This is a genomic window from Amycolatopsis sp. lyj-90, assembly GCF_046549035.1.
In the GTDB taxonomy this organism is placed as follows: Bacteria; Actinomycetota; Actinomycetes; order Mycobacteriales; family Pseudonocardiaceae; genus Amycolatopsis.
The window spans coordinates 1,057,747-1,080,768 of sequence record NZ_JAJPWP010000002.1; the positions used below are offsets into that span (position 1 = coordinate 1,057,747).

General features: G+C 69.3%; 21 protein-coding genes. 11 read left to right on the forward strand and 10 right to left on the reverse strand.

The window, feature by feature from the left end; translation table 11 throughout:
- Window positions 1–4 precede the first annotated feature (4 nt).
- From ACLJPX_RS10855 to ACLJPX_RS10865, 3 genes are read right to left on the reverse strand one after another with little or no spacing between them, the layout of a single operon-like run.
- Window positions 5–1,354: a WXG100 family type VII secretion target gene (locus tag ACLJPX_RS10855; RefSeq protein WP_101609451.1), complete on the reverse strand. Its 1,350-nt coding sequence runs from the start codon at window positions 1,352–1,354 to the stop codon at window positions 5–7.
- Between the two features lie 18 nt (window positions 1,355–1,372).
- On the reverse strand, window positions 1,373–2,437 hold the full coding sequence (locus tag ACLJPX_RS10860) for a hypothetical protein (protein ID WP_101609452.1): 1,065 nt from the start codon (window positions 2,435–2,437) through the stop codon (window positions 1,373–1,375).
- A 20-nt stretch (window positions 2,438–2,457) separates the two neighbouring features.
- Window positions 2,458–3,234, reverse strand: coding sequence for a WXG100 family type VII secretion target (locus ACLJPX_RS10865; protein ID WP_101609453.1), 777 nt, complete (start codon window positions 3,232–3,234; stop codon window positions 2,458–2,460).
- 153 nt (window positions 3,235–3,387) lie between these two features.
- On the opposite strand from ACLJPX_RS10865, the gene eccCa reads away from it, so the two are divergent.
- From eccCa to ACLJPX_RS10880, 3 genes are all read left to right on the forward strand, one after another.
- Window positions 3,388–7,329: a type VII secretion protein EccCa gene (eccCa, locus tag ACLJPX_RS10870; protein WP_410599946.1), complete on the forward strand. Its 3,942-nt coding sequence runs from the start codon at window positions 3,388–3,390 to the stop codon at window positions 7,327–7,329.
- A gap of 25 nt (window positions 7,330–7,354) precedes the next feature.
- A complete protein-coding gene (locus ACLJPX_RS10875; protein WP_410599947.1) occupies window positions 7,355–7,813 on the forward strand; it encodes a hypothetical protein in 459 nt (152 codons plus the stop codon).
- Window positions 7,814–7,940: 127 nt separating this feature from the next.
- Complete coding sequence (locus ACLJPX_RS10880) at window positions 7,941–9,119, forward strand: DUF222 domain-containing protein (RefSeq protein WP_410599948.1); 1,179 nt, start codon at window positions 7,941–7,943, stop codon at window positions 9,117–9,119.
- 156 nt (window positions 9,120–9,275) lie between these two features.
- Here ACLJPX_RS10880 and cpt read toward each other — a convergent pair whose 3' ends face one another.
- On the reverse strand, window positions 9,276–9,800 hold the full coding sequence (gene cpt / locus ACLJPX_RS10885) for a chloramphenicol phosphotransferase CPT (protein WP_410599949.1): 525 nt from the start codon (window positions 9,798–9,800) through the stop codon (window positions 9,276–9,278).
- A gap of 361 nt (window positions 9,801–10,161) precedes the next feature.
- Here cpt and ACLJPX_RS10890 point away from each other — a divergent pair, with 361 nt between their 5' ends.
- Complete coding sequence (locus ACLJPX_RS10890; RefSeq protein ID WP_410600046.1) at window positions 10,162–10,860, forward strand: S1 family peptidase; 699 nt, start codon at window positions 10,162–10,164, stop codon at window positions 10,858–10,860.
- Window positions 10,861–10,930: 70 nt separating this feature from the next.
- Here ACLJPX_RS10890 and ACLJPX_RS10895 read toward each other — a convergent pair whose 3' ends face one another.
- Both ACLJPX_RS10895 and ACLJPX_RS10900 read right to left on the reverse strand, forming a co-directional pair.
- Window positions 10,931–11,716, reverse strand: coding sequence for a hypothetical protein (locus ACLJPX_RS10895; protein WP_410599950.1), 786 nt, complete (start codon window positions 11,714–11,716; stop codon window positions 10,931–10,933).
- A 79-nt stretch (window positions 11,717–11,795) separates the two neighbouring features.
- Window positions 11,796–12,749: a hypothetical protein gene (locus ACLJPX_RS10900; RefSeq protein ID WP_410599951.1), complete on the reverse strand. Its 954-nt coding sequence runs from the start codon at window positions 12,747–12,749 to the stop codon at window positions 11,796–11,798.
- A 230-nt stretch (window positions 12,750–12,979) separates the two neighbouring features.
- On the opposite strand from ACLJPX_RS10900, the gene ACLJPX_RS10905 reads away from it, so the two are divergent.
- From ACLJPX_RS10905 to ACLJPX_RS10930, 6 genes are all read left to right on the forward strand, one after another.
- Window positions 12,980–13,321, forward strand: coding sequence for a WXG100 family type VII secretion target (locus ACLJPX_RS10905; RefSeq protein ID WP_073848466.1), 342 nt, complete (start codon window positions 12,980–12,982; stop codon window positions 13,319–13,321).
- Between the two features lie 21 nt (window positions 13,322–13,342).
- Window positions 13,343–13,645: a hypothetical protein gene (locus tag ACLJPX_RS10910; protein WP_076168025.1), complete on the forward strand. Its 303-nt coding sequence runs from the start codon at window positions 13,343–13,345 to the stop codon at window positions 13,643–13,645.
- Window positions 13,646–13,755: 110 nt separating this feature from the next.
- On the forward strand, window positions 13,756–14,160 hold the full coding sequence (locus ACLJPX_RS10915) for a hypothetical protein (RefSeq protein WP_101609459.1): 405 nt from the start codon (window positions 13,756–13,758) through the stop codon (window positions 14,158–14,160).
- The gene (locus ACLJPX_RS10920; RefSeq protein WP_410599952.1) at window positions 14,157–15,464 is read left to right on the forward strand and encodes a WXG100 family type VII secretion target; all 1,308 of its coding nucleotides are present in this window, start codon (window positions 14,157–14,159) and stop codon (window positions 15,462–15,464) included. The genes ACLJPX_RS10915 and ACLJPX_RS10920 overlap by 4 nt, the downstream gene beginning before the upstream one ends.
- Window positions 15,465–15,509: 45 nt before the next feature.
- Entirely contained in the window at window positions 15,510–16,856 is a 1,347-nt protein-coding gene (locus ACLJPX_RS10925; protein ID WP_410599953.1) for an alpha/beta hydrolase, read from the forward strand.
- A 10-nt stretch (window positions 16,857–16,866) separates the two neighbouring features.
- Window positions 16,867–17,244 (forward strand): hypothetical protein, encoded by a 378-nt coding sequence (locus tag ACLJPX_RS10930; protein WP_410599954.1) that lies wholly within the window; start codon window positions 16,867–16,869, stop codon window positions 17,242–17,244.
- Between the two features lie 64 nt (window positions 17,245–17,308).
- On the opposite strand, the gene ACLJPX_RS10935 is transcribed toward ACLJPX_RS10930, so the two are convergent.
- The 4 genes from ACLJPX_RS10935 to nadA form a co-directional block, all read right to left on the reverse strand.
- Entirely contained in the window at window positions 17,309–18,478 is a 1,170-nt protein-coding gene (locus ACLJPX_RS10935; protein WP_410599955.1) for a S8 family serine peptidase, read from the reverse strand.
- Between the two features lie 213 nt (window positions 18,479–18,691).
- On the reverse strand, window positions 18,692–19,582 hold the full coding sequence (nadC, locus tag ACLJPX_RS10940) for a carboxylating nicotinate-nucleotide diphosphorylase (RefSeq protein WP_410599956.1): 891 nt from the start codon (window positions 19,580–19,582) through the stop codon (window positions 18,692–18,694).
- A complete protein-coding gene (locus ACLJPX_RS10945) occupies window positions 19,579–21,234 on the reverse strand; it encodes an L-aspartate oxidase (protein ID WP_410599957.1) in 1,656 nt (551 codons plus the stop codon). The genes nadC and ACLJPX_RS10945 overlap by 4 nt, the downstream gene beginning before the upstream one ends.
- Window positions 21,231–22,241, reverse strand: coding sequence for a quinolinate synthase NadA (nadA, locus tag ACLJPX_RS10950; protein ID WP_101609466.1), 1,011 nt, complete (start codon window positions 22,239–22,241; stop codon window positions 21,231–21,233). Before nadA ends, ACLJPX_RS10945 begins: the two co-directional genes overlap by 4 nt.
- A gap of 123 nt (window positions 22,242–22,364) precedes the next feature.
- On the opposite strand from nadA, the gene ACLJPX_RS10955 reads away from it, so the two are divergent.
- Window positions 22,365–23,000: an NUDIX hydrolase gene (locus ACLJPX_RS10955; RefSeq protein WP_020630377.1), complete on the forward strand. Its 636-nt coding sequence runs from the start codon at window positions 22,365–22,367 to the stop codon at window positions 22,998–23,000.
- Window positions 23,001–23,022 lie beyond the last annotated feature (22 nt).

The window sequence follows — 23,022 nt, forward strand, 5'->3', positions numbered from 1 at the left end:
CCCATCACCAGGTGCCCACGTACGAGACCGCGTCGTCCCACGCCTCGCCGACGGCGTCCGCCGCCTGGCCCGCCGCACCGCTCACCGCGTCGACGGCCGCGCCGCCGTACTCGCCGACGGTGTCCGCGATCTTCGGCAGGTCGATGTCGATCTTCGCGCCGATCCCGGCACCGAGACCGAGTGCGACACCCGCCTTGAAGTTGACCTTGATGTGCCCGGCGTCGTAAACCGCCTGGCCGTCGAGCTGCGCGCCGATTCCGTACTGGAGGGTGCCGCTCGCGCCGACGCCCACCCCGGCCACGTCCGCCGCGAGCTCGCCTTCGACCTTACCTCCGACGAAGGCGTTGGCGTGCACGCCGACACCGTGCGCGCCCGCCTGGAGCGAACCGTTCACCTCGCCACCGACGAACGCGGTCCCCTTGGCGCTGCCCGAAGCGACGCCCCATTCCTTCTTGCCTTCGACCTCTTCCTTGAAGGCGGCGAGTTCGGCGTGGCCGGACGCCTTGAGATCCCAGCCCTGCGAGGAGACCTTGGCGTCCCACCCCGGGGTGAAACCGTCCTGCTCCTGCTTCCACTTGGCATAGGTGATCTCGGTGTTGCCCCAGGCCTTGTCCCGCAGGCCCTCCGGCTTCGGCCTGCCGAACGGGGTGTCGCCGGCACGCGGCGCGCGCGTGCCTTCGAGACCGTCCCAGGTGAGCTTCTTCCAGCCGGAATTGCCGAACCAGGAAGGATGCGAGCGCGGGCGCTTGCGGCCGTCGAGCGCTTCGCCGTTGAGCCAGTACAACGGGCCGCGGCCCCATTTGCCGAGTTCGTGTTCGATCCGGCCGGCGCCCTCCGGCGGGAACAGCCGCGCGAGTTCCTCACTCAGCTCGTCGGCGATCTCCTGTGCCGCCTGCGCGGCGCGCTCGCCGAGCTGACGGGCGGCGGAGATGAACGCGTTGACCGCGTTCGCGTTCGCCGTCCGCGCCTGGCTGACGAGCTGTGCGGCGTACTGGTCGAACTGCGCGAGGATCGAGTCCACACAGGACTTCGCGCCCTGCAGGGCCTGCGCGCCCGCCCGCAGCCGGTTCGACTGGTCGCTCAGTTTGGCGCCGAGCTCACCGAGTTCCTGGCTCAGCTTCGCCGCGGCCGTGGCAAACGCGATGTAGGCGTCGCCCTCCCAAGACGCGTTGAGCGCCTTCGCCGCCTTGCCGATCTCGTCCGCCCGGCCCGAAACCGTCGACGCCCGCTCGCCGCACCGCTGGGCGGACGCGTTCAGCGCCGAGGGGTCGCCGGTGACCCGCCGCTGGTACTCGACCACGAGCCGCCGGTAATTCGACAAGATCGAGCTGACGACGCCCGACGCGTCGACCACACCGCTCCCCGACACGGTTTACCTGCCCTTCGCCGGTGAGTCGGCTCCCGCGTCGATGTCGATGTGCTGCTCGAAGTGCTTGCCGCCGTAGTTCATGTCGATGTCGATATCGATGTCCTGACCGCCCGGCGCCTGCACGGTGGACTTCCCGGTGCTCAGGTCGGTGGTGATGGTGACCGTGTTCCCGTTGCCCATGCCCGCGCCCGCGCCCGGCAGGGAGCCGGAACCCGAGCCGCCACCGGACGGTCTGTCCACCGGGATCCAGGAGTCGGCGCCGCCCGGCCAGTTGCCCTGGGCGCCGTTGCCGCCCAGCGCGGGCGGCCGGTACTGGGTGAACGGCGGCGTCTCGCCCGGCGTCGTGCCCCCGCCGGAGCCGCCGCTCGCGCCTCCGCCCGCACCGCCACCGGAACCGCCGACGGCGGCCTGTCCCGCGCCGCTGGCGACCGAACCCGGCGCCTGCGGGTTCGTGACCGGGGTGCCGGAGATGGCCGCGTTGCCCGCCGAGCCGTTGCCGGAATCGCTGTGCCCGAACAGTTTCTGGACCTCGCCGATGATGTTGGCGATCTGGGTGATCTGGTTCGCGAGGTCGACGACACCGAGGGCCTTCAGCAGCGCGCCGATCGCGGTGATGAACGCGCGCAGCGAAGCACTGGTGGCGGTGGAAAGCGCGACGGCGGCACCGTAGGTCCACGGATTCGACATCAGGCCGGCGACCGTCGGGTTCACCGCCGAGACCACCGCTTTGTAGGCGGCCTGGGCGGTCTTGATCAGCGTCCCGGCCATGCCGAGCAGCTCCGCGCCCTTCTGCACGACCTGGACGATCTTGGTCAGCGAGTTCAGGGAGTCGGTGATCTTCTTCATCGCCGAGTCCGAAGCGCCACCGGACCAGATCTTCTTCAGCTGCTCGGCGGCCTTCGTCACCTCGTTGTACATGGTGAGGAACTCGTTGGCCTTCTTGAGCACCTCGAGCACGTGCTTCGCGATCTGCTCCGGCTGACCGGTGAGGATCTGCGGCAGAATGGTGATCGGCCCGCCCGAGGACGCTGTCGCGTCCATCGCGCTGGAATTCGGGTAAGTCAGCATGTCGCTCCTCAGGCCGGAAGTCAGACGGAAGCCGGGCGGTAGACGCTGACCTTCGCCAGGCCGTTGATGTCCGCTTCGACGAGTCCGTGGTTGTAGAGCAGTCCGCCCTCTCCGGCGATGGCGATGACCGGCTTGTTGTCGGAGAACAGGAGCGGTTCGACCACGACGACGTCGCCGCTGTGCACCCCGCCGGGCACGTCGCCGAAGTTGCGCGCCGTACCGGCGTAGACCTCGATGACCCCGACCCGCGCCTGGTTGTCGGCGTCACCGGCCAGCCAGTCGTTGAAGTCCGAGACGCCGTGGAACCGCGCGTCGGTGATCGGGTGGTCGCCGAGCTGCCCCAGCCGCGCGTCCCCCAGGTAGCGCAGCACATTGCCGACCGACGACGGTTCGCCGTTGCTCCCGGCGCTGTCGTTGATGGCCAGCGTCGCCAGTTCGGACGCGTGCGAATTCCCCCAGATCGACGAGGTCGATCCCGCGCCGCCGCCGGGACGGCCTCCGTAGCCGCCCGCGACCGCCTCGTCGGCGGCCTGATAGGCGTCGGCGCTGCTCTTGATGAAGCCGTTGATCTGCTGAAGCAGTTGCAGGAGGGTACGGACCGCGACCACCTGCTGGCTCTGCATGGCCGTGTTGGCGGCCGCCACCGCACTGCCGAACGTGGCGAACGACATCGGCTGCAGGACGGTGCGCTCGAGGTCGCCGACGACATTGATGCCCTGCATGATGATGCCGCCCAGGTTCCCGACCGCCGAGCGCATGGCCTCGGGCTCCGCCCGGTACTCGCCCGTGCCGACCATGGTTCTCCTTTTCTCGTTCCCCCACGTCTGCGTTGACCAGCAGCGTAAGTTCGCCACCAGACGTGAGCGGACGGCAAAAGTACCCACCGCAAGGGCGGCACGAGTGGCCAGAATGATCGGCAGGATTACCCACACGCGGCCAGAAAGACCCTGATGAGCGCCACTCGCGACCGCATGCCGGCCCTGGGCGAGCAGCCCGGTGAAATCGTCCTGCAGTCCCCGCCGATGCTGCCGAAGGGCTCCTCCGGCGGAGCCATGCAACTGCTGATGTTCATGCCGATGATGCTGGGCATGGGCGCCATGTCGTTCGTCTACATCGGACGCGACGGCGGGGTGATGACCTACATCTTCGGCGCGTTGTTCCTCACCGCGATGGCGGGCATGGTGGTGATGTCGCTCGGCCGCGGCGGCGCGGCGAAGAAGGCGCAGATCAACGAGGAGCGCCGGGACTACCAGCGCTATCTGACCGGTTTGCGCGGCCAGGTCCGCGACATCGCGGACAGCCAGCGCGCGGCCATGGCGGCGTTGCAGCCCGATCCGGCGGATCTCTGGGCGTACATCGAGACGGGGAAGCTGTGGGATCGCCGCCGGTCCGACTCGCAGTTCGGGCAGGTGCGCGTCGGGACGGGGCCGCAGCGGCTCGCGACGCCGTTGAAGGCGCCGCAAACCGTGCCGCTGGAAGACCTCGATCCGGTGTGCTCGACGAACCTCAAGCACTTCATCCGGACCTATTCGACGGTCGACGGTCTCCCGGTCGCGGTCTCGCTGAGGTCGTTCGCGCAGGTCAGTCTGTCCGGCCGCCGTCCGGACACGCTCGGGACCGCGCGGGCGATGCTGACCCAGCTCGCGACCTTCCACTCGCCCGGCGACCTGCGGATCGCGCTGTGCGTCAAGGACGACCGTCTGCACGACTGGGAATGGGCGAAGTGGCTGCCGCACGTCGCCTCCACCGCCGCCGACGCGGCCGGTCCGCGACGGCTCGTCGACGCCGACTCCGGGAAGCTCGCCGACCTCCTCGGCCCCGACCTCGGCGACCGGCCCGCGTTCACCCGGCGGCCGGATTCCCGGCTGGACCTGCCGCATGTCGTCGTGATCGTGGACGGCGGGCACACCCTCGCCGACCCGCGGCTCGTGGCCGAAGAAGGCAGGCTCGGCGTCACGGTGGTGGAGATCGGCGCGGAGCAGCCGCGGTCGGTTTCGTCCGAACGGCTGCTGAGCCTGCACATGAGCCCCGAACAACTCGGGATGGTCGTCGGCGACGGCACCGAGCAGCGGCTCGGGTTCCTCGGCACCCCGGACACGTTGGACCGCGGGGCCGCCGAAGCGCTGGCCAGGATGCTGACGCCGCTGTTCCAGGGGGCGGCGGTGGTCAGCGAAGCGCCGATGTCGGCGACGTTCGGGCTGGCCGGGCTGCTCGGCATCGGCGACCCGCGCGACACCGACACCGAGGTCACCTGGGCACCGCGTTCGGCGCGGGACCGGTTGCGGATCCCGCTGGGCATCAATCCCGAAGGCAGGCCGGTCGACCTCGACCTCAAGGAGTCCGCGGAAGGCGGGATGGGCCCGCACGGGCTCGTCATCGGCGCGACCGGGTCCGGCAAGAGCGAGTTGCTGCGGACGCTGGTCACCGCGCTCGCCGTCACCCATTCGTCGGAGAAGCTCAACCTCGCGCTCATCGACTTCAAGGGGGGCGCGACGTTCGCGGGGATGACCGGGCTGCCGCACACCTGCGCCGTCATCACCAACCTGTCCGACGATCTCGCGCTGGTCGACCGCATGGCGGACGCGCTGAACGGCGAACTGTTGCGGCGTCAGGAGCTGCTGCACGCGGCCGGGAACTACGCGTCGGTGCGGGACTACGAAAAGGCCAGGGAATCCGGCGTCAACCTGCGGCCGATGCCGTCGCTGCTGGTGATCATCGACGAATTCAGCGAGCTGCTGTCGTCGCGGCCGGAGTTCATCGACCTGTTCGTCGCGATCGGACGGCTGGGGCGGAGTCTCGGGATCCACCTGCTGCTGGCGTCGCAGCGGTTGGAGGAAGGACGGCTGCGCGGACTGGATTCGCACCTGTCGTACCGGATCGGCCTGCGGACGTTCTCCGCGTCGGAAAGCCGCGCGGTGCTCGGGGTCGCGGACGCCTACCAGCTTCCGCCTGTGCCGGGCTCGGCGTATCTGAAGTCCGACAACGACACCCTCATCCGGCTCAAGGCCGCGTACGTCTCGGGAGAGTTGCCGCCGCGCAGCAAGATCGTGCGCAAGGACGGCCGGAGCCTCGGGCTGATGCCGTTCACGCTGGCTCCGGTGGAGATCCCGGTGACCGTCGAAGCGGAGGAACCGGTCGAAAAGGGCACCGGCGAGACGATCATCGGCGCGATGATCTCGCGGCTCGAAGGCAAAGGCCCGGAGGCGCACCAGATCTGGCTGCCGCCGCTGGCCGAACCGCCCACGCTGGACCAGCTGCTGCCGCCGCTCGGCGAGGACGCCGCACGCGGTCTGTGTCCGCTGGGCTGGGGCGGGAACGGCAAGCTGATGATCCCGGTCGCCTTGGTGGACAAGCCGTTCGAGCAGCGGCGCGACATGCTGTGGGCCGATTTCTCCGGTGCCGCCGGGCACGCGCTGATCGTCGGGGCGCCGCAGAGCGGCAAGAGCACGCTGATGCGGGACATCGCCGCGATGCTCGCGCTCACCCACACGCCGGAAGAGGTCCAGCTGTTCGTCCTGGACATGGGCGGTGGCGCGCTGGCGCCGATCGCCGGGCTGCCCCACGTGTCCGGATACGCGACACGCCGCGACGCCCAGCGCTGCCGCCGGGTCGTCGCGGAACTGACGACCCTGCTCGAACAGCGTGAGGAGTTCTTCTCCGCCAACGGGATCGAGTCGATCACGACGTTCCGCCAGCGGCGTTCGGAGTTCAAGGAGAGCACGGAAGGCCGCGAATTCGGCGACGTCTTCCTGTTCGTGGACAACTGGACCACGATCCGGCAGGAATACGAGCAGCTGGAGGAGCAGATCACCAGCCTGGCTTCGCGCGGCCTCGGTTTCGGCATCCACGTCGTCGTCTCGATCAACCAGTGGATGGGCATGCGGGCGCCGCTGCGCGACGCCATCGGCACCAAATTCGAACTGCGGCTGGGTGAACCGGCGGACTCGCTGATCGATCGCAAGATCGCGCAGAACGTCCCGGCGGACCGGCCGGGACGCGGGCTGACCGCGGACAAACTGCACTTCCTCGCGGCGCTCCCGCGGATCGATTCGGATCAGCGGCCGGACACCGTCGGTGCCGGCGGGCTGGACCTGAACCGGCGGATTTCCGCCGCTTGGAAGGGAAAGCCGGCTCCGGCCGTGCGGTTGCTGCCGCCCGAGATCCCACTCGACTCGCTGGAGGCCGGGCCGCGCAAACAGGTCACGCTCGGCATCGCGGAATCGAATCTGCGGCCGGTGTACCTCGATTTCGCCACCGAACCGCATTTCGTGGCCTTCGGCGACGTGGAATCCGGAAAGAGCTCGCTCCTGCGCGCGATCGCGCAAGGCATCGTTTCGAAGTACTCACCGACCGAGGCCGCGATCATCGTCGCCGACTACCGGCGAGGGATGCTCGGCGCGGTGCCGGAGTCGCATCTGCTGGGCTACGCGGGTTCCGAGACCGCGCTGACCGGGCTGATCGAACAGTGCCAGCAGGCCATGCGGAACCGGCTTCCGGGTTCGGATGTCACGCCGGAGCAGCTGCGGAACCGGTCGTGGTGGCGGGGGCCGGAGCTGTTCGTGCTGGTCGACGACTACGAAATGGTCGCGACCGTGGGCCGGAACCCGTTGCTGCCGCTGCTGGAATTCCTGCCGCAGGCACGGGACATCGGCCTGCACCTCGTCCTCGCGCGTGGGAGCGGCGGGGCCGGGCGTTCGCTGTTCGAGCCGGTGCTGCAACGGATCCGCGAACTGGGGTCGCCTGGTCTCGTGATGTCCGGGTCTCGTGAGGAAGGCGCGCTGCTCGGGGACGTGAAGCCGGGGCCGCAGCCCGCCGGGCGGGGCGTGCTGGTTTCACGGCGGCATGGGACGGGGCTGGTCCAGGTGGCTTGGACGAAGCCGGTGGAGGACTGAGGCGGACGGTCGTAACCTTTGACGAATGCAGTGGACGACGCTACTGACCACGCTCGTCGGTGCGGCCATCGCCATGAGAACCGCATTGGCGGTTCAGGCGCGCAAGGATCGGCACGAACTGGCTGCCGAGTGGCGGCAGATCCGGCACGAGATGTACGGGACCTTTCTTTCTTCGTTGACGAAGGCGCGCAGTGAACTGTTGGCTTTGTCCAAGAGAGTCGATCTGACCGAAGCCGAACTGGACGAGACGGCACGCCAGGTGTTCGCACCGTGCTACGAGCAGCGTCACCAACTGGAAGTGGTCGCGCCGGCTGAGGTGACGACGGCGGCGGTGAGCTACTTCCGGACCGTACGCGGCTTACGCACTGTGGCCGCCGGGGGCAAAGACGTCACCGACCCTGAACGGGAAGCCAACGCCAGGGAACTGAAGCGCACCCGGGAGTCCGTACAGGAAGCGATGCGAGACGACTTGCGGTCGCATTGAAGTCCGCGACGCCTCGTGAATGGGCCCGCAACCCGGGAAAGGTCACTCACCGGACCGTTCACTCTCCGCGTAAATCCGGTCACATATTCAGTGGTGATCGAACTCACGTTCGACTATGATCATCGGCATGACCACAACTCTTGCTTTTAACCTGAAAGCTGCTCGGTTTCTTGAGACCGCGTTCGACGAGGAGGTTTCACATCGTCAGGCGCAGGGTCGTCAGGTCCGCGCGTTAGCCGAGTTCGCCGCCGTCGGCGGGTCGCGAAGATCGGTGACCGAGGAGGTGGCTTTGCGCCTCTCGGTCTCCCGCAATCAAGCGTTCCTGCTCGTCGAGACCTCCTGCGCTCTGGTGGCCCGATTGCCGAACACCTTGGCGGCACTGGAGAAGGGCGATATCGATCTGTTCAAGGCGTCCAAGGTCACCAGGTTGACCCGTGACGTGTCGAACGAGGTCGCCGCGCAGGTGGACGAATGGATGTCCCTACGTCTGGCGGGTCGTGATCCTTCGGCGATCCGCAGTTCGGTGAACCACGCCGTGCAGAAGTTCGATCCCGACGGATATCGGGATCGAGCGAAAAAGAAACGCGAGCTACGGCATATTTCGCTGGAGCACGACGACGAGACCATGTCCACGCTCTCGGGACATCTTCCCGCGGAGGTCGCCGGTTCGATCTACGCCTCGCTGAGCCGGGCTGCACGAAGGCGCCGGGCGGAAGACAAGTCCCGCACTCTCGACCAGCATCGCGCCGACATCTTCGGCGAACGTCTCCTCGCCGAAGATGGCCGCGGAAAGCCTCGCGCGCACATTCACGTCTACGTGGATCTCCTGACCCTGGTCGGTGTTCGCGAGGACCCTGCCATCCTGGCGGGCTACGGGTTCATTCCGGACTGGCTGGTCCGTGAGATCGCTTCGGACCCGGATTCGACTTGGTCGCGGTTGATCACCGATCCCGCGACCGGTCAACTCCTCGAAGCCAGTGCCGGCACCTATCGGTCACCGGCCTCATTGGCCCGGCTGATCAAGGCGCGGGATCGGGAGTGCACCCATCCCGGCTGCCACCGTCCGGCGGAGTTCTCCGAGATCGACCACATCACCGGCTGGGCACGCGACGGTGTCACCGATCACCACAACTGCCACGGCGCCTGCAAAATCCACAACCTCCTCAAAGAAGAGCCCGGCTGGTACGCCGAACCCACCGGAAACGGCGGCATGACCATCACCACCCCGAGCGGGCACACCTACGACTCGACACCCGAACCACTCCACGAACCACGCGAAGAACCAGAGGACGACAGGCCGGCGTGATCAGGCCTTCCGTGGATCTGGTGGCTATTCACGGAACCCGGGGCGCACAAACGTTCACAAAGCCCACCCGGACTTGACCGACGAGCGGCATGGCGTCCAAACAGGACCTGACGCACCACCGGTGGCGAACTCGTCAATCAGCCCCGGCTCAGCCACCTAGGTGACCCGCGAACCGATCTCCCGCGCACACACCAAAGCCTCGTTCAGCCCTGTATCCACCTCGAAGTCATACACCACACCCTGATGGACGGCCTCGGCCTGCGCCTCCGCCATCCCCGCGACCCGATCCCCTCGCGCCATCTCCCGGCCGGCGGCGACAGCGCCATCACACCGGACACCGACCCACAACACTTCGAGCCCGTCCAGCGCCTCACGCCACCGCCGCTGCGATTCCGCCCCGCCCAGGAACGCGTCGTCGATGATGACCCGCGCGCCCGCCCGCACCATCGCCGCGACACCGGCCATCCACGCGTTTTCGAGACGTTGGAACCCGGAGCCGACGTTCACCCCGCCGTCGCTCGAGAAGTCGATCCCGTCGTCGACAGTGGACGGCATGGCGTCGATCAAGGTATCGACGCCGAGGGTGAGCCAAGGCTCCGGCAGCACCGCCTGGAGGCATCGGGCGATCCCCGACTTACCCGAACTGGACCCACCGTTCAGCACGATCACCCGAGTAGTCACCCACCACACCCTAAGCGGCTCAACCGGCCAACGCGGAACCAACGCGCCAAGAAACGCCTTCCCGGAGAAATCGGAGAATCCACCCGAAATACCCCAGCCTCACGATCCGGCATCACGATCCAGCGTCACTGTCCAACCACACTGTCCCGCCTCACAGTCCAGCGTCACTGCCCAGCGTCACTGCCCAGCGCCACGATCCCAATCGGACACCGCCGCCCCCGACCCGGACGGCCCAATACTTTCCTCGTAACGCTTACCGACTTCGGTAGGTTACAAAAGCCCTTACCGCCGCCTAACTTGGTGAAACCGTTTCAAGTCGAAACGAACTCCCCGACGCAGGCCGAAGGGCGTATTCATGCGTATGTCCAAGATCGTCGCAACGGTGGCCGGCGCCGCCGCGGCGCTGACCCTTGCCGCCACCCCTGCCGCGAACGCGGGCCAGGACATCATCGGCGGCGGCACCGTGAGTTCCGCGCCGTGGGGCGCCCAGATCTACTGGGACGACGCCACCGCGTTCGGCGGTTTCAACTGCTCCGGCACGATCATCGCCCCGCAGTGGGTCCTCACCGCGAAGCACTGCCTCAACAAGCCCGGCATGCACGTCAAGGTCGGCAACGTGAACCTGAACCAGGGCACCGAAGCCGACGTCGACCAGCAGAAAGCCGCCCCGAGCGGCGACATCGCGCTGCTGCACCTCACGACCGCGGTCAGCACGACGTACATGAAGCTCGGCACCGCGAACCCGGCCAGCGGCACCACCAACCAGATCTACGGCTGGGGTCGCACGCAGGGCAACAACCCGCCGTCGAGCGTCCTGAAGACGGCCAACGTCCGCATCACCGGAACCAGCAGCGACGCGTACGGCGGCCAGGCCATCGCCAGTGTCGGGGTCAACGGTTCTGCGTGGCACGGCGACTCGGGCGGCCCGCAGCTCTCGGGCGGCGTCCAGGTCGGTGTCTGCTCGACCGGCAGCAACTCCGGCACGAACCCGCAGGGCACCCAGAACTACGCCAGCGTCGCGGCGAGCCGCAGCTGGATCCGCACCACCGCGGGAGTCTGATCCCAGCGAAAAGGGCCGTTCGAAGAGAACGGCCCTTTTCTCCTGCCCGAAACCCCGAAATCCCGAAAACTCAGGCGCACTTCGCCTTCGGATTGACCATCGACACCGAGCCGACCTTGTCCCCCGCGACGGTGAACTCGTAGACCCAGTCCGGTTTCCCGTCGACGGGAACCTGGAACCGGCCGTTGTCGCCGGTCTTCATCCCCTTGGCGTCGTAGGCCGTCTTGAGTTCCGCCAACCCCGAACCGGCACCGATCCCCTCGGCCGTCTTGGCGTCCGACGGCGCGGCGAGCTCACGCAGCCCGTCCTTGCCGAAGGAGGCGCCACCGGCGCCCACGAACGCCTTGTCGCGTTCCTCCCGCTTGCCCGCCAGATCAGCGGACGCCTGCGCGGCATCGGCGAACAGCAGAGCGTCCTTGGCGGACTTCTCCGCCGACTTGGCGCTTTCCTCCGCGGACGCGCCCGGCTTCGACTCCGGATCGGCCTCGAGTTCGTCGGCCTTCTTGTTCAGGTCCTTGGCCTTGGCCTCGACGTCGGCCTCCGCCTTCATCCGCGCCGGGTCGGGTGCCGGGCCGCCGGTGTAGGAGAAATCGGTACAACCGTCCAAATTGGACGTCGGTGCCGAAGCGAGCTTCCCGCCCGCCAGCGCGGCGTCCTTGGCCATCCCCAAGGTCAGCCCGCGATATCCCGCCGGACCGAACGCCTCGGGCGCCGCCGGAGCGGCCGCATCGGAAGAAGATCCCGACGAACAAGCCGCCCCGCCGATCAGCACCACCCCGCCGATCAACACCGTCGCGGTGACCAGCACGCCCCCGCGTCTGCCCGAAAACCGCCGATAAGTCCGCGTTCCAGTCACGCTTACCCCCTTCATCGTCCCGGAAACTATCCGATCGCGAGGGAAGTCCCGAGTGGATTTCGCGGAGATACGGTGAAGATCACGTCAGCTGGTGCATCGGTCTCGGAGCCCGCAGCGAAAGCACCGAACCGGCCGTCACGACGGCGATGATCCCGGCGCCCGTGACCAGCGTCCAGAAGTCGGGGTGCACGATGGACTGTCCCCGCTGAGCCTGCCAGGTCAGCAGCACGAGCAATCCCGCGAAACCCACCGAAGCGGTCCGGACCAGATTCCGCCGCACGAATTCCGATTCGAGCACCGGATACCGCCGGGCGAGTATGAGCAGTCCGTAGGCGACCAGCGGCAGCGCCTGGATCGCGTGGATCCCGACGAAATGCGGGATCCGCATGTCCCCGCCGACGGTGCTCCAGCCCACCACGGGCAGTCCCGGACCGCCGTCGGGCACACCGACCGCGTGGGCACCGATGATCGACGGCCGTTCGCCGGAGCGGAACTGGGCCGCCTGCTGTTCGTTCGGCCCGAACATCAGCAGCGCGATCCCGATGCCCGCGACCGACAACGCGGCACCCGCGCGTAACGCGGAGTTCATCGCCCGGTCGGGAAGACGTTGGAACAGCAGGAGAACCGCGATCGCCGCCGTCGCTCCCCAGCCCGTGAAGGCGCCGTTCGCGACCATGTTGTTGATCCACTGGTCGGCCGGGGTCTCCTGATTGAAGTGGAGCGTCCTGCCGCGGACGATGACCTGCCAGAACAGCAGCGCCATGTCGAGGCCGAGGCCGACCGCGAACACCGTCCCGAGCCACCAGCCCAGCCGCCGCCCCCGGGTCAGCTGTCCGATCAGCCAGGCCAGTGTCACCGCGTAGAGCCCCACGGAAATCGTGAACTTGAGCGGTTTGAGCCAAATGGGCGCGTTGACGAGGCTGCGATCGTCGAAAACGAGACCGCCGAGCGCGATCGTCCCGAGCACCGCCATCGCCGCCGCCAAGATCATCAACGGGCGATGTAGTACCGTCCTGGATCCCCTGTCCACCATGGATTAGAGGGTGCCGGGAGGCTCCACTTCGAACACTGGAGTACTCCCCCGGATCGAAGGTGGGGAAGGCCCTACCCCCGAGCTGTGGGTAATAGTGCCGTCACCCTGACCGGCAGTTGTGCCGTTTGACCACACTCCCCCCTTTTCTAGCGTGTCCTTCACAAGAGCAGACAGGGCGTCCCCTGGTGCTCACCGGGATTTCCAGCGAGATGAGAGGAGGTGGCCCATCCATGACCGGTACGGGATATCAGGCAGACGCAGCTGCGATGGCGCGCGCCGTCCAGGGGTTCGAGGAAACCGCGTCGAATGCCAAAACGACGATGGCCAGCTTGGAGAGCGAGCTGACCCAGACCCTGCACAACTACAAGGGTGACCAGGCCGTCGCGTTCTGGGACCTGCAGCGCCGCCTGCAGGAGAAGATGACCATCGCCGTGAACGAGCTCAACACGATGTCGCGCCTCGTCCACGAAAGCAACCGGAACTACAACTCGGGTGACGAGCAAGTCCGGGAAAGCCTGACCGGGGTCAGCGGGACCGTCGACCAGACCGTGATCCACCGGCTCAACCCCTGATCCGCGAGAGGACCACCAATCATGGCTGACGTCGTCGAAATCAACTTCGCCGCGCTGCAGCACAGCTCGGCCTCGCTGGCCGCCAAGGCGAAGGCGCTCACCTCCCAGCTCGAACAGCTGCACACCAACCTGCAGCCGATCACCCAGACCTGGTACGCCTCCGGCAGTTCCGCCGGTGAGGCCGCCCGTGCGTCTGAAACCCGCCTGCGCCAGGCCACCGCGGACATCGTGGCGATCATCGCGCAGTTCGGCGGCAAGGTCGGCGACGCCCACGATATCCAGCACAGCCTGGAGAACCGTAACCAGGGCCTGTTCGCCGGCTGAGTCCCCATCCGTCGGCCGGCCGGTGCTTTCACCCCCCTCGGCACCGGCCGGCCGGCTTTGCGCGTAGTCGTCCCTTGTAGGCATGGCCGATCACGAGAGAGCCGGGATCAATGCAAGACCAGTCGTACTACGTCCATCTGGAATCACTGAAGGACTTCGTGCGGGAACTGGAGACCCAGATCCACGCGATGTCCAAGCCGAACGACTTCCTGCTGACCCTGGGCGAGCAGCCGCTGCTGTTCGGCGAGTTCGGGGAGGCGGGTTCCCTCGATAAGGCGCACAAGGCCGCGGTCGCCGAGATGCAGGGCCTGCTGGACCAGGTCAAGGGAGCGATCACCTTCGCGCAGGACGTCACCACGACCGTCGCCGACGGTTACGCCGCGGCCGACGAATCGGTGGCGGGCGACATGAACCACTCCAGCCAGCAGACCGGGCTGCTCGATCCCCTGCTCAACGTCCTCGGCGGGGTGCTGGGTGGCAACAGCGGCTCGAACGGCGGGGGGAACAAGGGATGACCAGCACCGCTCACACGAACTTCGCCGCCTACTCGCACCAGCAGCTTTACGCGATGCTGCAGGCGGGCGACCCCAACACGGCACGGCACGCGGCCCACAAATGGCAGTCCACCGGCTCCGGGCTGTTCGAACAGGCCGAGAACCTGACCGGCGAGTTGAAGGACTTCTCCGGCAGCTGGACCGGCGGCGCCGCCGACAAGTACCACACGATGATCACCGACCTGGTCGGCGGCATCCGCAAGGTCGCCCAGACCGCGCACGCGATGAACCACCTCCTCGAGGACGCGGCGGACGCGCTGGTGAAGGCCAAGAAGGAGATGCCGCCGCCGGTCGCGGTGCCCGACGTCTCCCCCGCTGACCTCGCGCTGGCCGTGAACCCGCCGCTGCTGCCCCCGGATTCGTCGCAGGCGACGGTCATCGCCGCCGCGCAGCAGCGGCAGCAGGCGATCTCGAACGTCGAGGCGCAGCAGCAGGCCGCGGGCGCGGCCAACGCGGCGCACAGCAAGGCGATCGTGGTGATGACCCAGCTCGCCGGCGAGTACTCCACGGCCGAGGAGTCCATTCCGGCCTCGCCGAACGCCGTCGCCCCGCCGCCGGTCACCGGTGGCGGCACGGCCCCCGGCGGCGGCTCCGTCGGCAACAACATCGGCGGGACGCCCGGCGTCGGGGTGCTGCCGGGCGACAACACGCACCCGTTGCCGTCGGACGGCTCCACCCCGCCCACCACCGGGCAGCCCCAGCCCCCCAAGTCGAACCCGCTGTTCGGCGACATGTTCACCGCCGGCCTCGCCGCGGCCTCGGCCGCCGCGTTCGGCCGGTTCGGCTCGATCATGCCGCGCGTCCCGGGCTGGGCGAACGGCAAGAACCCGAACGACGGCAAGGACAAGAACGGTGAACCCGCCGGAGGTGGCGCCGGTGCGGCCGGCGCGACCGCGGGCGGTGCCGGTGGCGGCATCCCGATCGGCGGCGGCGGAGCGCCTTCGCTGGACGGCGGCGCGATCGGCGCGGGTGGCGGGTTTTCCGGTCCCGGCGAGGCACCGGCCGCGTTCTCCGGTCTGGCGGGCGACGGTTCTTCGGGCAGCGCGATGAGCGGGCTGGCGGGCGGAGCGGCCGGTGCCGCGGGCGCGGCGGCGGCCAAGGGCGCGATGCCGATGATGCCCATGATGCCGATGGGCATGGGCGCGGGCGGCGACATGGGCTCCGGGCGCCGGATCCCGCCGTGGCTCGTGGAGACCGAGAACGTCTGGGGTCAGTCGTCCCCGGTCGCTCCCGCCGTGCTCGGCGAAGAATCCGAACAGTACTGATTTCTTTCTGAACATTTCTTTCTGAACAGGAGAGGCGGCTCGGTGATGGCATCCAGTGCGGGCGGTTACCGAGTCGCCCCCGCCAGGCTCGAAGCGGCGGCGGCCGAACTCGAACAGCGCGCCGGCGTGCTCAAGACAGCGCAGACCGCGCTCGCGGGTGAGAACGTCCCCGCCACCGCGTTCGGCCAGGTTTCGGCCTCCAGCGCGGCTTCCGCGACGTTCACCAAGACGATCAAGGACGTCGCGAGCAAACTCGACGGCCAGCTCACCAAGGCGACGGTGATCCACCAGGGCCTCAGCGCGGCGGCGGGCGGCTACCGGCGCGCCGACGTCCAGGTCGCCGCCTCGTACCGCGCCCTGATGCCGGAGAGCCCGTTGCCCAAGGCCGGGAATCCGGCGGGCGTCGGCGGCGCGGCCGACACCGGGCAGTGGGCGGCGGCGATCGCCGAGAACCGCACCAAGGTCTCCGACGCGCTGACGTCGGAGCGCGAGCGGCTCGCGAACCTCTTGGCGCACGGCGGAAAAGCCGACGACATCACGAACGCGCGCAACCGCATCGCGCTGTACGAGGACATCATCGCCAACGACCGGCAGATCCTCCGGTTCGATCCGCGCGGGCTCGGGCGTATCGCCGAACTGGTCGGCCGGATCGAACCGGGCACCCGCAACGTCGGGCTGTTCGTCCCGGGCGTCAACACCTCGTTCGACAACTTCCAGAGCTACGCCGACCTCGGCAAGAGCCTGGTCGCCGCGGACGCCACCGGGCGGACCGCGATGGTGGTCTGGGCCGACGGCGTCTTCCCCCAGAACGTGATCACCGAAGGCCCCGCCGCGCACTACGCGCAGACGATGGCGCCCGAACTCAAGGCGTTCGGCGACGAACTGCGCGGCCAGATCGACAGCCACGCCGGCCCCGGCGTCGTGGTCACCGCCGTCGGGCACAGCTACGGCGGCGCGACCGTGGGGCTCGCCGAGCAGCTCGGGCTCCGGGCCGACCAGGTGCTGCACGTCGAATCCGCGGGCATGGGACACGGGATCTGGGGCCCGGACGATCTTCCGGCCAGCCAGGCCGGTGTGCAGCGATACTCCATGACGGCCCCCTTCGACCCGATCGTGGTCGCGCAGGGCAACGCGGGCCTCGTCGAATGGCTCGGCGCCGGGCACGGAGCGGACCCCGACCGCTTCCCCGGCGTCGTCGAACTGGAAACCGGCCGCGACGCGAACGGCGACCTGCAGTGGGGCATGGATTCCCACAGCGGGGTGCTCAAGCCCGGTTCGGATTCGTGGAACAACATCTACGGTGTGATCACGGGCGGACCGCTCACGCACGAGGGCTTCACGAGTGGCTCGCTGCGGGAGATGGCCGTCGAAGGCGTGGGCCGAGGCCTGTGAGGGGTTGGTCATGATCACCAGGAACACCGAACTCGACCCGCTGGCCGAGGATCTGACAGCGGTCATCGACGGCGTCGCGGGCACCTTCGGCACCAGCGCGGAGCGCACCGTGGAAGGCGAACTGGACTGCGACCCGACCCAGCCGGGGCGGCTGCTCTGCTGGCAGTACGGCCTCCGCGTGGACGACGCGTCCGACGCGGTCCGCAAGCTCGTCGACGTCGTCCTGCCCCTGCTGGAAAGCCAGGGCTGGCGGGCGCGCGACCGCAGCAACCCGCGTGAGCTGATCGCGCAGTTCAGCCGCGACGGCGCCGACTTCAACGTGCACGTCTCCCGCGCCGGAGACGGCGTGGCCATCGTGGGCTCGACAGCCTGCGTATCCGTCCCCTAGTACCCCGGGGGTCGCAAAAAGACCTCGTGAGCGGCAGTGGTGTCCCCCAGTACTCCGCTGCCGCTCACGAGGCGCGAAAACGCGAAGGCCGCCAGCCCCGGCGCTTGCCCCGCCGGGCCGCGGCCACCACCACTCCCGCCGCGATGGCGACGGCAACCCCGACGACGGCGAGTACGCCCGCGACCTTGTCCGCGTTCGCTCGCGCGGGGGCGGCCGCGGGGGCCACGTAGGTGTCCGGGCCGACGCTCGGCGGTCCTCCCGGACCGGGCGTACCGGCCGGGATGGCGGCGGAAACGGCCGCGTAGGCATCGATCGCGCCCCAGCCCCGCCGGGGATCGTGCGCCCCGTTCGGACCGCGGTGCGCGGTCAGCGTCAGCCGGGCGACGACCTGCTCCGGCGACAGCTCCGGGTGATACGCGCGCACGAGCGCCGCGACACCGGCGACGTGCGCGGCGGCCAGGCTGGGATCGCTCACCGGCCACCGGTGCGCCACGGTCCCGCCCGCGCCCGCCGACGTGCTGACCAGTTCGGCGCCGGGCGCCGAAACCCCCACGTAGGCACCGGATTCCGTCTGCACCGCCTCGCCGGCCTGATTGGTCGAACCCACGGCGAGCACGCCCGGGGTCGCGGTCGGGTAGGACGTCTGGCCCTGCTGCGTTCCCGCGGCGGGAGAGACGATCAGCGCGCCCTTCTCCCTGGCGCGCGAGACGGCGCTGGTCAGCGCGGGGTTGTCGGAAGCGGCCGGGACGGCGATCAGGATGATCCCGGCGCCGCGGTTCAGCGCGGTCTCGATGGCGGACGCGAGCTGCCCGGGGTCGCCGCCGCCGTTCACCTGGGTGTAGCGGATCGGGAGGATCTTGGCGCCGGGCGCGATCCCGGTGAACGTGGTGGACGGATCCGGTTGCGCGCCGACGATCCCGGCGGCGATGGTGCCCCGGCCGTCGCAGTCTTCGGCCTCGGTGCCCTGGCCGCCGACGAGCTGACCGGGCGCGAACTGGCCGTTGCGGCCGTCGACCCCGGTGCCGATCACCGCGACGAGCTGGCCGGTGCCGCGGGAGAGCGGCCAGATCCGCGCGGGATCGATCAGCCGTTGCCCCCACGGGACGGCCGCGGTGTAGGTGCCCGTCGGGTTCGCGCACTGCTCGGCGACCGCCGTCCCCGGGACGGGGGTGCCGAGCAGTGCCACGAAGGCCACGCCTCCCGCGACGGCACTTTTACCGGCAATGCCCACCATTCCTCCAGAATTCCCTTGTCACATAAGGGAATTCTAGTTTGCCAGTGGTTGCCATCGGAAGTCCTCCCGGGGTATTCGGCGGATCCAGGTTTCCGCTGGGCGTGCGGCCGTGAGGTCCTCGTACCGGGTTGTACTCGGGTCTCACGGCCGTGCGTCCAGCGGGAAGCTGGGCCGTCGAGACCTCAGGAGGACTTCCGATGGTGACCACTCAGGTCAGCGCAGGTCCATCCCGAGGTCGAGTGCGGGTGAGGAATGGGTGAGCGCGCCGACGGCGAGGAAGTCCACACCGGACTCGGCGTAGGCCCGCGCGACGTCCAGCCGCAGTCCGCCCGAGGATTCGAGGCGGGTCTTCGGCGAGACCTCGTCGCGCCGGTCGACGGCCTTCGCGCACTCGTCGGGGGTGAAGTTGTCGAGCAGCACCTCGTCGGCGCCCGCGGCGAGCGCCTCCTCCAGCTGGTCCAGGTCGTCGACCTCGACCTCGCAGTGCAGTTCGGGCGCGTACTCGCGGGCGGCGGCCAGCGCCGCCGTCACCGAACCGGCGGCGACGACGTGGTTGTCCTTGATCAGCACCGCGTCGCCGAGGCCGAGCCGGTGGTTCACCCCGCCGCCCGCGCGGACGGCGTACTTCTCCAGCAGCCGCAGCCCGGGCAGGGTCTTGCGGGAATCGCGGACGCGGCAGCCGGTGCCGTCCACAGTGGACACCCAGGTGGCGGTCGCGGTGGCGATGCCGGAAAGGTGGCACAGCAGGTTCAGCGCGGTGCGTTCGGCGGTGAGCAGGCCTCGCACCGGGCCGCGTACGACCAGCGCGGGCTCCCCGGCGGTCAGCCGCTCGCCGTCGTCGCGGGCGGCCAGGATCTCCAGGCCCGAACCGAGAACGACGTCGAAAACCGCGAGAGCCACCGGGATCCCGGCGATCACGCCCGCTTTCCTGGGCGTGAGCTCGGCCAGCGCGTGCGCGGACTCGGGCACGGTGGCGTTCGTCGTCGCGTCGGGTCCGTAGCGGAGGTCCTCGGCCAGCGCCGTCGTGACGACCCGGTGGACGTCGGGGACGTCGAGTCCGTGGTCGACCAGCGCCTTGGTGACCCAGTGGGAGAATTCGCTCATGCCACACCCTCCAAAGCGATCGGATCGGCCAGTACCGGCTGCCCGGACGGGCTGAGCCGGATGAGCTGGCCGCGTTGCCAGGTGTTGTCGTCTCGTCCGGGGAAGTCGGTCCGCACGTGGCAGCCCCGGGATTCCGTCCGGCGCGCGGCCGCCGCGACCAAGGCCTCCGCCACCACCGTGAGGGCGGCGTCCTCGACGATCCGAGGGGTCCACAAAGGACTATCGATCACCGAGAGATCCAGCACCGAACCGACGACGGCGAGCCCTTCCTCGTCGCGGCCGATCGCGGCGTACCGGCTCATCGCGCGCTGCAACGCGTCGCGATCGGTGACCGCGACCGTGGCGGGCGGTTTGAGCACACCGCGACGCGGGTCCGCGAGCAGCCCGGTGGCGAGGTCCGCGGCGACCGCCTCGGCCACCCGGCGCCCGACGACGAGTCCTTCGAGCAAGCTGTTGGAGGCCAAGCGGTTCGCGCCGTGCAGGCCGGTCCTCGCGACCTCGCCCGCCGCGTAGAGGCCGCGGACGCCCGACCGTCCGTCCACAGTGGTCACCACGCCACCGCAGGCGAAATGCGCCGCCGGTGTGACCGGGATCGGGTCCTTCGCCGGGTCGAGACCGATCACCGCGCACGCCGCGTGCACGGTCGGGAACCGCTTCGCGAACCCGGTGATCCCTGTGGCGTCGAGGAAGACGTGGTCGTCGACACCGCCGGGCGCCTGCACCATCCGGCGCGTGATCGCCGCCGACACGACGTCCCGGGGCGCGAGGTCACCGAGCGGGTGCACCCCGCGCATGACCGAAGCGCCCGTCGCGTCGTGCAGGGTCGCGCCCTCGCCGCGCACCGCTTCGGTGACCAGCGGGCACCGGCCGCGCGCGCCCGGGGTGAACAGGACCGTCGGGTGGAACTGGACGAACTCGACGTCCGCGAGCTGCGCCCCCGCGCGCAACGCGAGCGCCAGCCCGTCGCCCGTGGCGAGCTCCGGATTCGACGTCGCCTGGTAGAGCTGCCCCAGCCCGCCGCTGGCCAGCAGCACGGCGGGCGCCCGGACGACCCCGGGAACGCCGTTGTGGTCCAGCACGGTCACGCCCGCCACCTCGCCGGCGGGCGTACGGATCGCGTCGACGGCGATGTGGTGTTCCAGCACCGGGATCCGCCGATCACCGGCCTTCGCGACCAGTGTCCGTTCGACCTCCGCCCCGGTCGCGTCGCCGCCCGCGTGGATGACCCGGAAAGCGCTGTGCCCGCCTTCCCGCGTGCGGGCGAGTTCGGGCCGCCCTTCGACCGCCGGGTCGAAGCGGGCGCCCTTGGCCCGGAGCCTGGCCACCGCGGCCGGGCCGCCCGCGATGATCGAGCGGACGGCGTCCTCTTCGCAGAGCCCGGCACCGGCGGTGAGCGTGTCCGCGGCGTGCTTGCCGACCGAGTCGCCCTGCTCGTGCTCACCCTCCAGCACGACCGCGACCCCGCCCTGGGCCCACCGGGTGTTCCCGTCGGAGACCGCCGCCTTGGTGACCACCAGGACGCGCAAGCCGAGCTCCTGGGCGCGCAGCGCGGCGGTGAGCCCGGCCACTCCGCTGCCGATCACCACAAGATCGGCGGCGGCCTCCCACTCCGGATGGGTTTTCGCCTGAAGGGCGGTAACCGGGTCGGTCATTCTCCGCCGCCAGGCTGCCCGATCTCGATCATGCGCTGCACGGAAGCGCGGGCACGGGCGGCGGTCTCGATGTCGACGTGGACCTCGTCGGCACCTTCACGCAGCGACCGCAGCAGGGCGGCCGGCGTGATCATCTTCATGTACCGGCAGGACGCCCGGTCGTTCACCGCGCGGAAGTCGATCTCCGGCGCGGCCTTGCGCAGCTGGTGGATCATGCCGATCTCCGTGGCGACGAGGACCGACTTCGCCTTGGTGTCGCGGGCGGCGTGGACCATGTCGCCGGTCGAGAGGATCTTGACCCGCTCGGGGGCGACCGCGCCCTCGCCGGCGAGGTACAGCGCCGACGTCGCGCAGCCGCATTCCGGGTGGATGAACAGGTCGGCGTCCGGGTTCTCCGCGGCCCGCTCGGCCAGTTCGGCACCGTTGATCCCGGCGTGCACGTGGCACTCACCGGCCCAGATGTGCATGTTCTCGCGGCCCGTCACGCGCTTGACGTGCGCGCCGAGGAACTGGTCCGGCAGGAACAGAACCTCCTGGTCAGCGGGGATGGAGGCGACCACGTCGACGGCGTTCGACGACGTGCAGCAGATGTCGGTCTCCGCCTTGACCTCGGCCGTGGTGTTCACGTACGACACGACGACGGCGCCGGGATGCTCGGCCTTCCAGGCGCGCAGTTCGGCGCCGGTGATCGAGTCCGCGAGCGAGCATCCCGCCCGCGCGTCCGGGATCAGGACCGTCTTCTCGGGCGCCAGGATCTTCGCCGTCTCGGCCATGAAGTGCACGCCGCAGAAGACGATGGTGGACGCTTCGCTGCTCGCCGCGATCCGGCTGAGCGCGAGGGAATCGCCGGTGAAATCGGCGATGTCCTGGATCTCGGGGACCTGGTAGTTGTGCGCGAGCAGGACGGCGTCGCGCTGGCGAGCGAGGCTCCGCACCTCCTCCGCCCAAGCCGCGTCGGCGACGACGCCACCGTAGGGAGTCAGGTCGTTCTGCAGGGTGCTCGTCATCGTTCTGGCCCTCCTGGACCGATTTGTCCACTGTCGGTTTTCGCCTTACAATCGAAAACCGTGCGAAGTCATCTTAACACCCAGACCCCCCTCGCCCACGAGGTTTTGGGAGCGGTCCTGCAAGTGCGCTCGGACACACTCCGGGTCCTGCTGTGGCGGCGCGCGCTCGATCCGCATCTGGGCCGCTGGTCGCTTCCGGGCGGCAGGCTTCGGCCGGATGAGGACGTCGAGGCGTCCATTCGGCGGCAGCTCGCGGAGAAGGTCGACGTACGCCAGTTGAAGCATGTGGAGCAGCTGGCGGTGTTCAGCGCGCCGGACCGGGTGCCGGGCCCGCGCGTCGTGGCGACGGCGTTCCTCGGCCTCGTACCGTCCGATGTGGACCCCGAGATCCCGGAAGACACCGAATGGCACGACGTTTCCGAGCTGCCGCGGACGGCGTTCGACCACGAGTCCATCGTGCTGCGCGCGCGGGACCGGCTCCGGTCGAAGCTCTGCTACACGAATCTCGGGTTCGCGCTCGCCCCGGAAGAGTTCACCGTATCGGCGTTGAGGGGGCTCTACTCGGCTGCGCTGGGTTACCGGGTGTCCGCGACGAACCTGCAGCGTGTGCTGTCCCGGCGAGGGCTGCTCCTCCCCACCGGGCACACCGCTCCGCCCGGGCGCAGCGGCGGGCGTCCGGCGGCCCTCTTCTCCTTCGCGGGCAAGGGGATGCAGATCACCGACCCGTTCGCGGTGTTCCGCCCGCCCGCCGGAAAGTGACCGTCCTGCGAAGTGCGTGCGG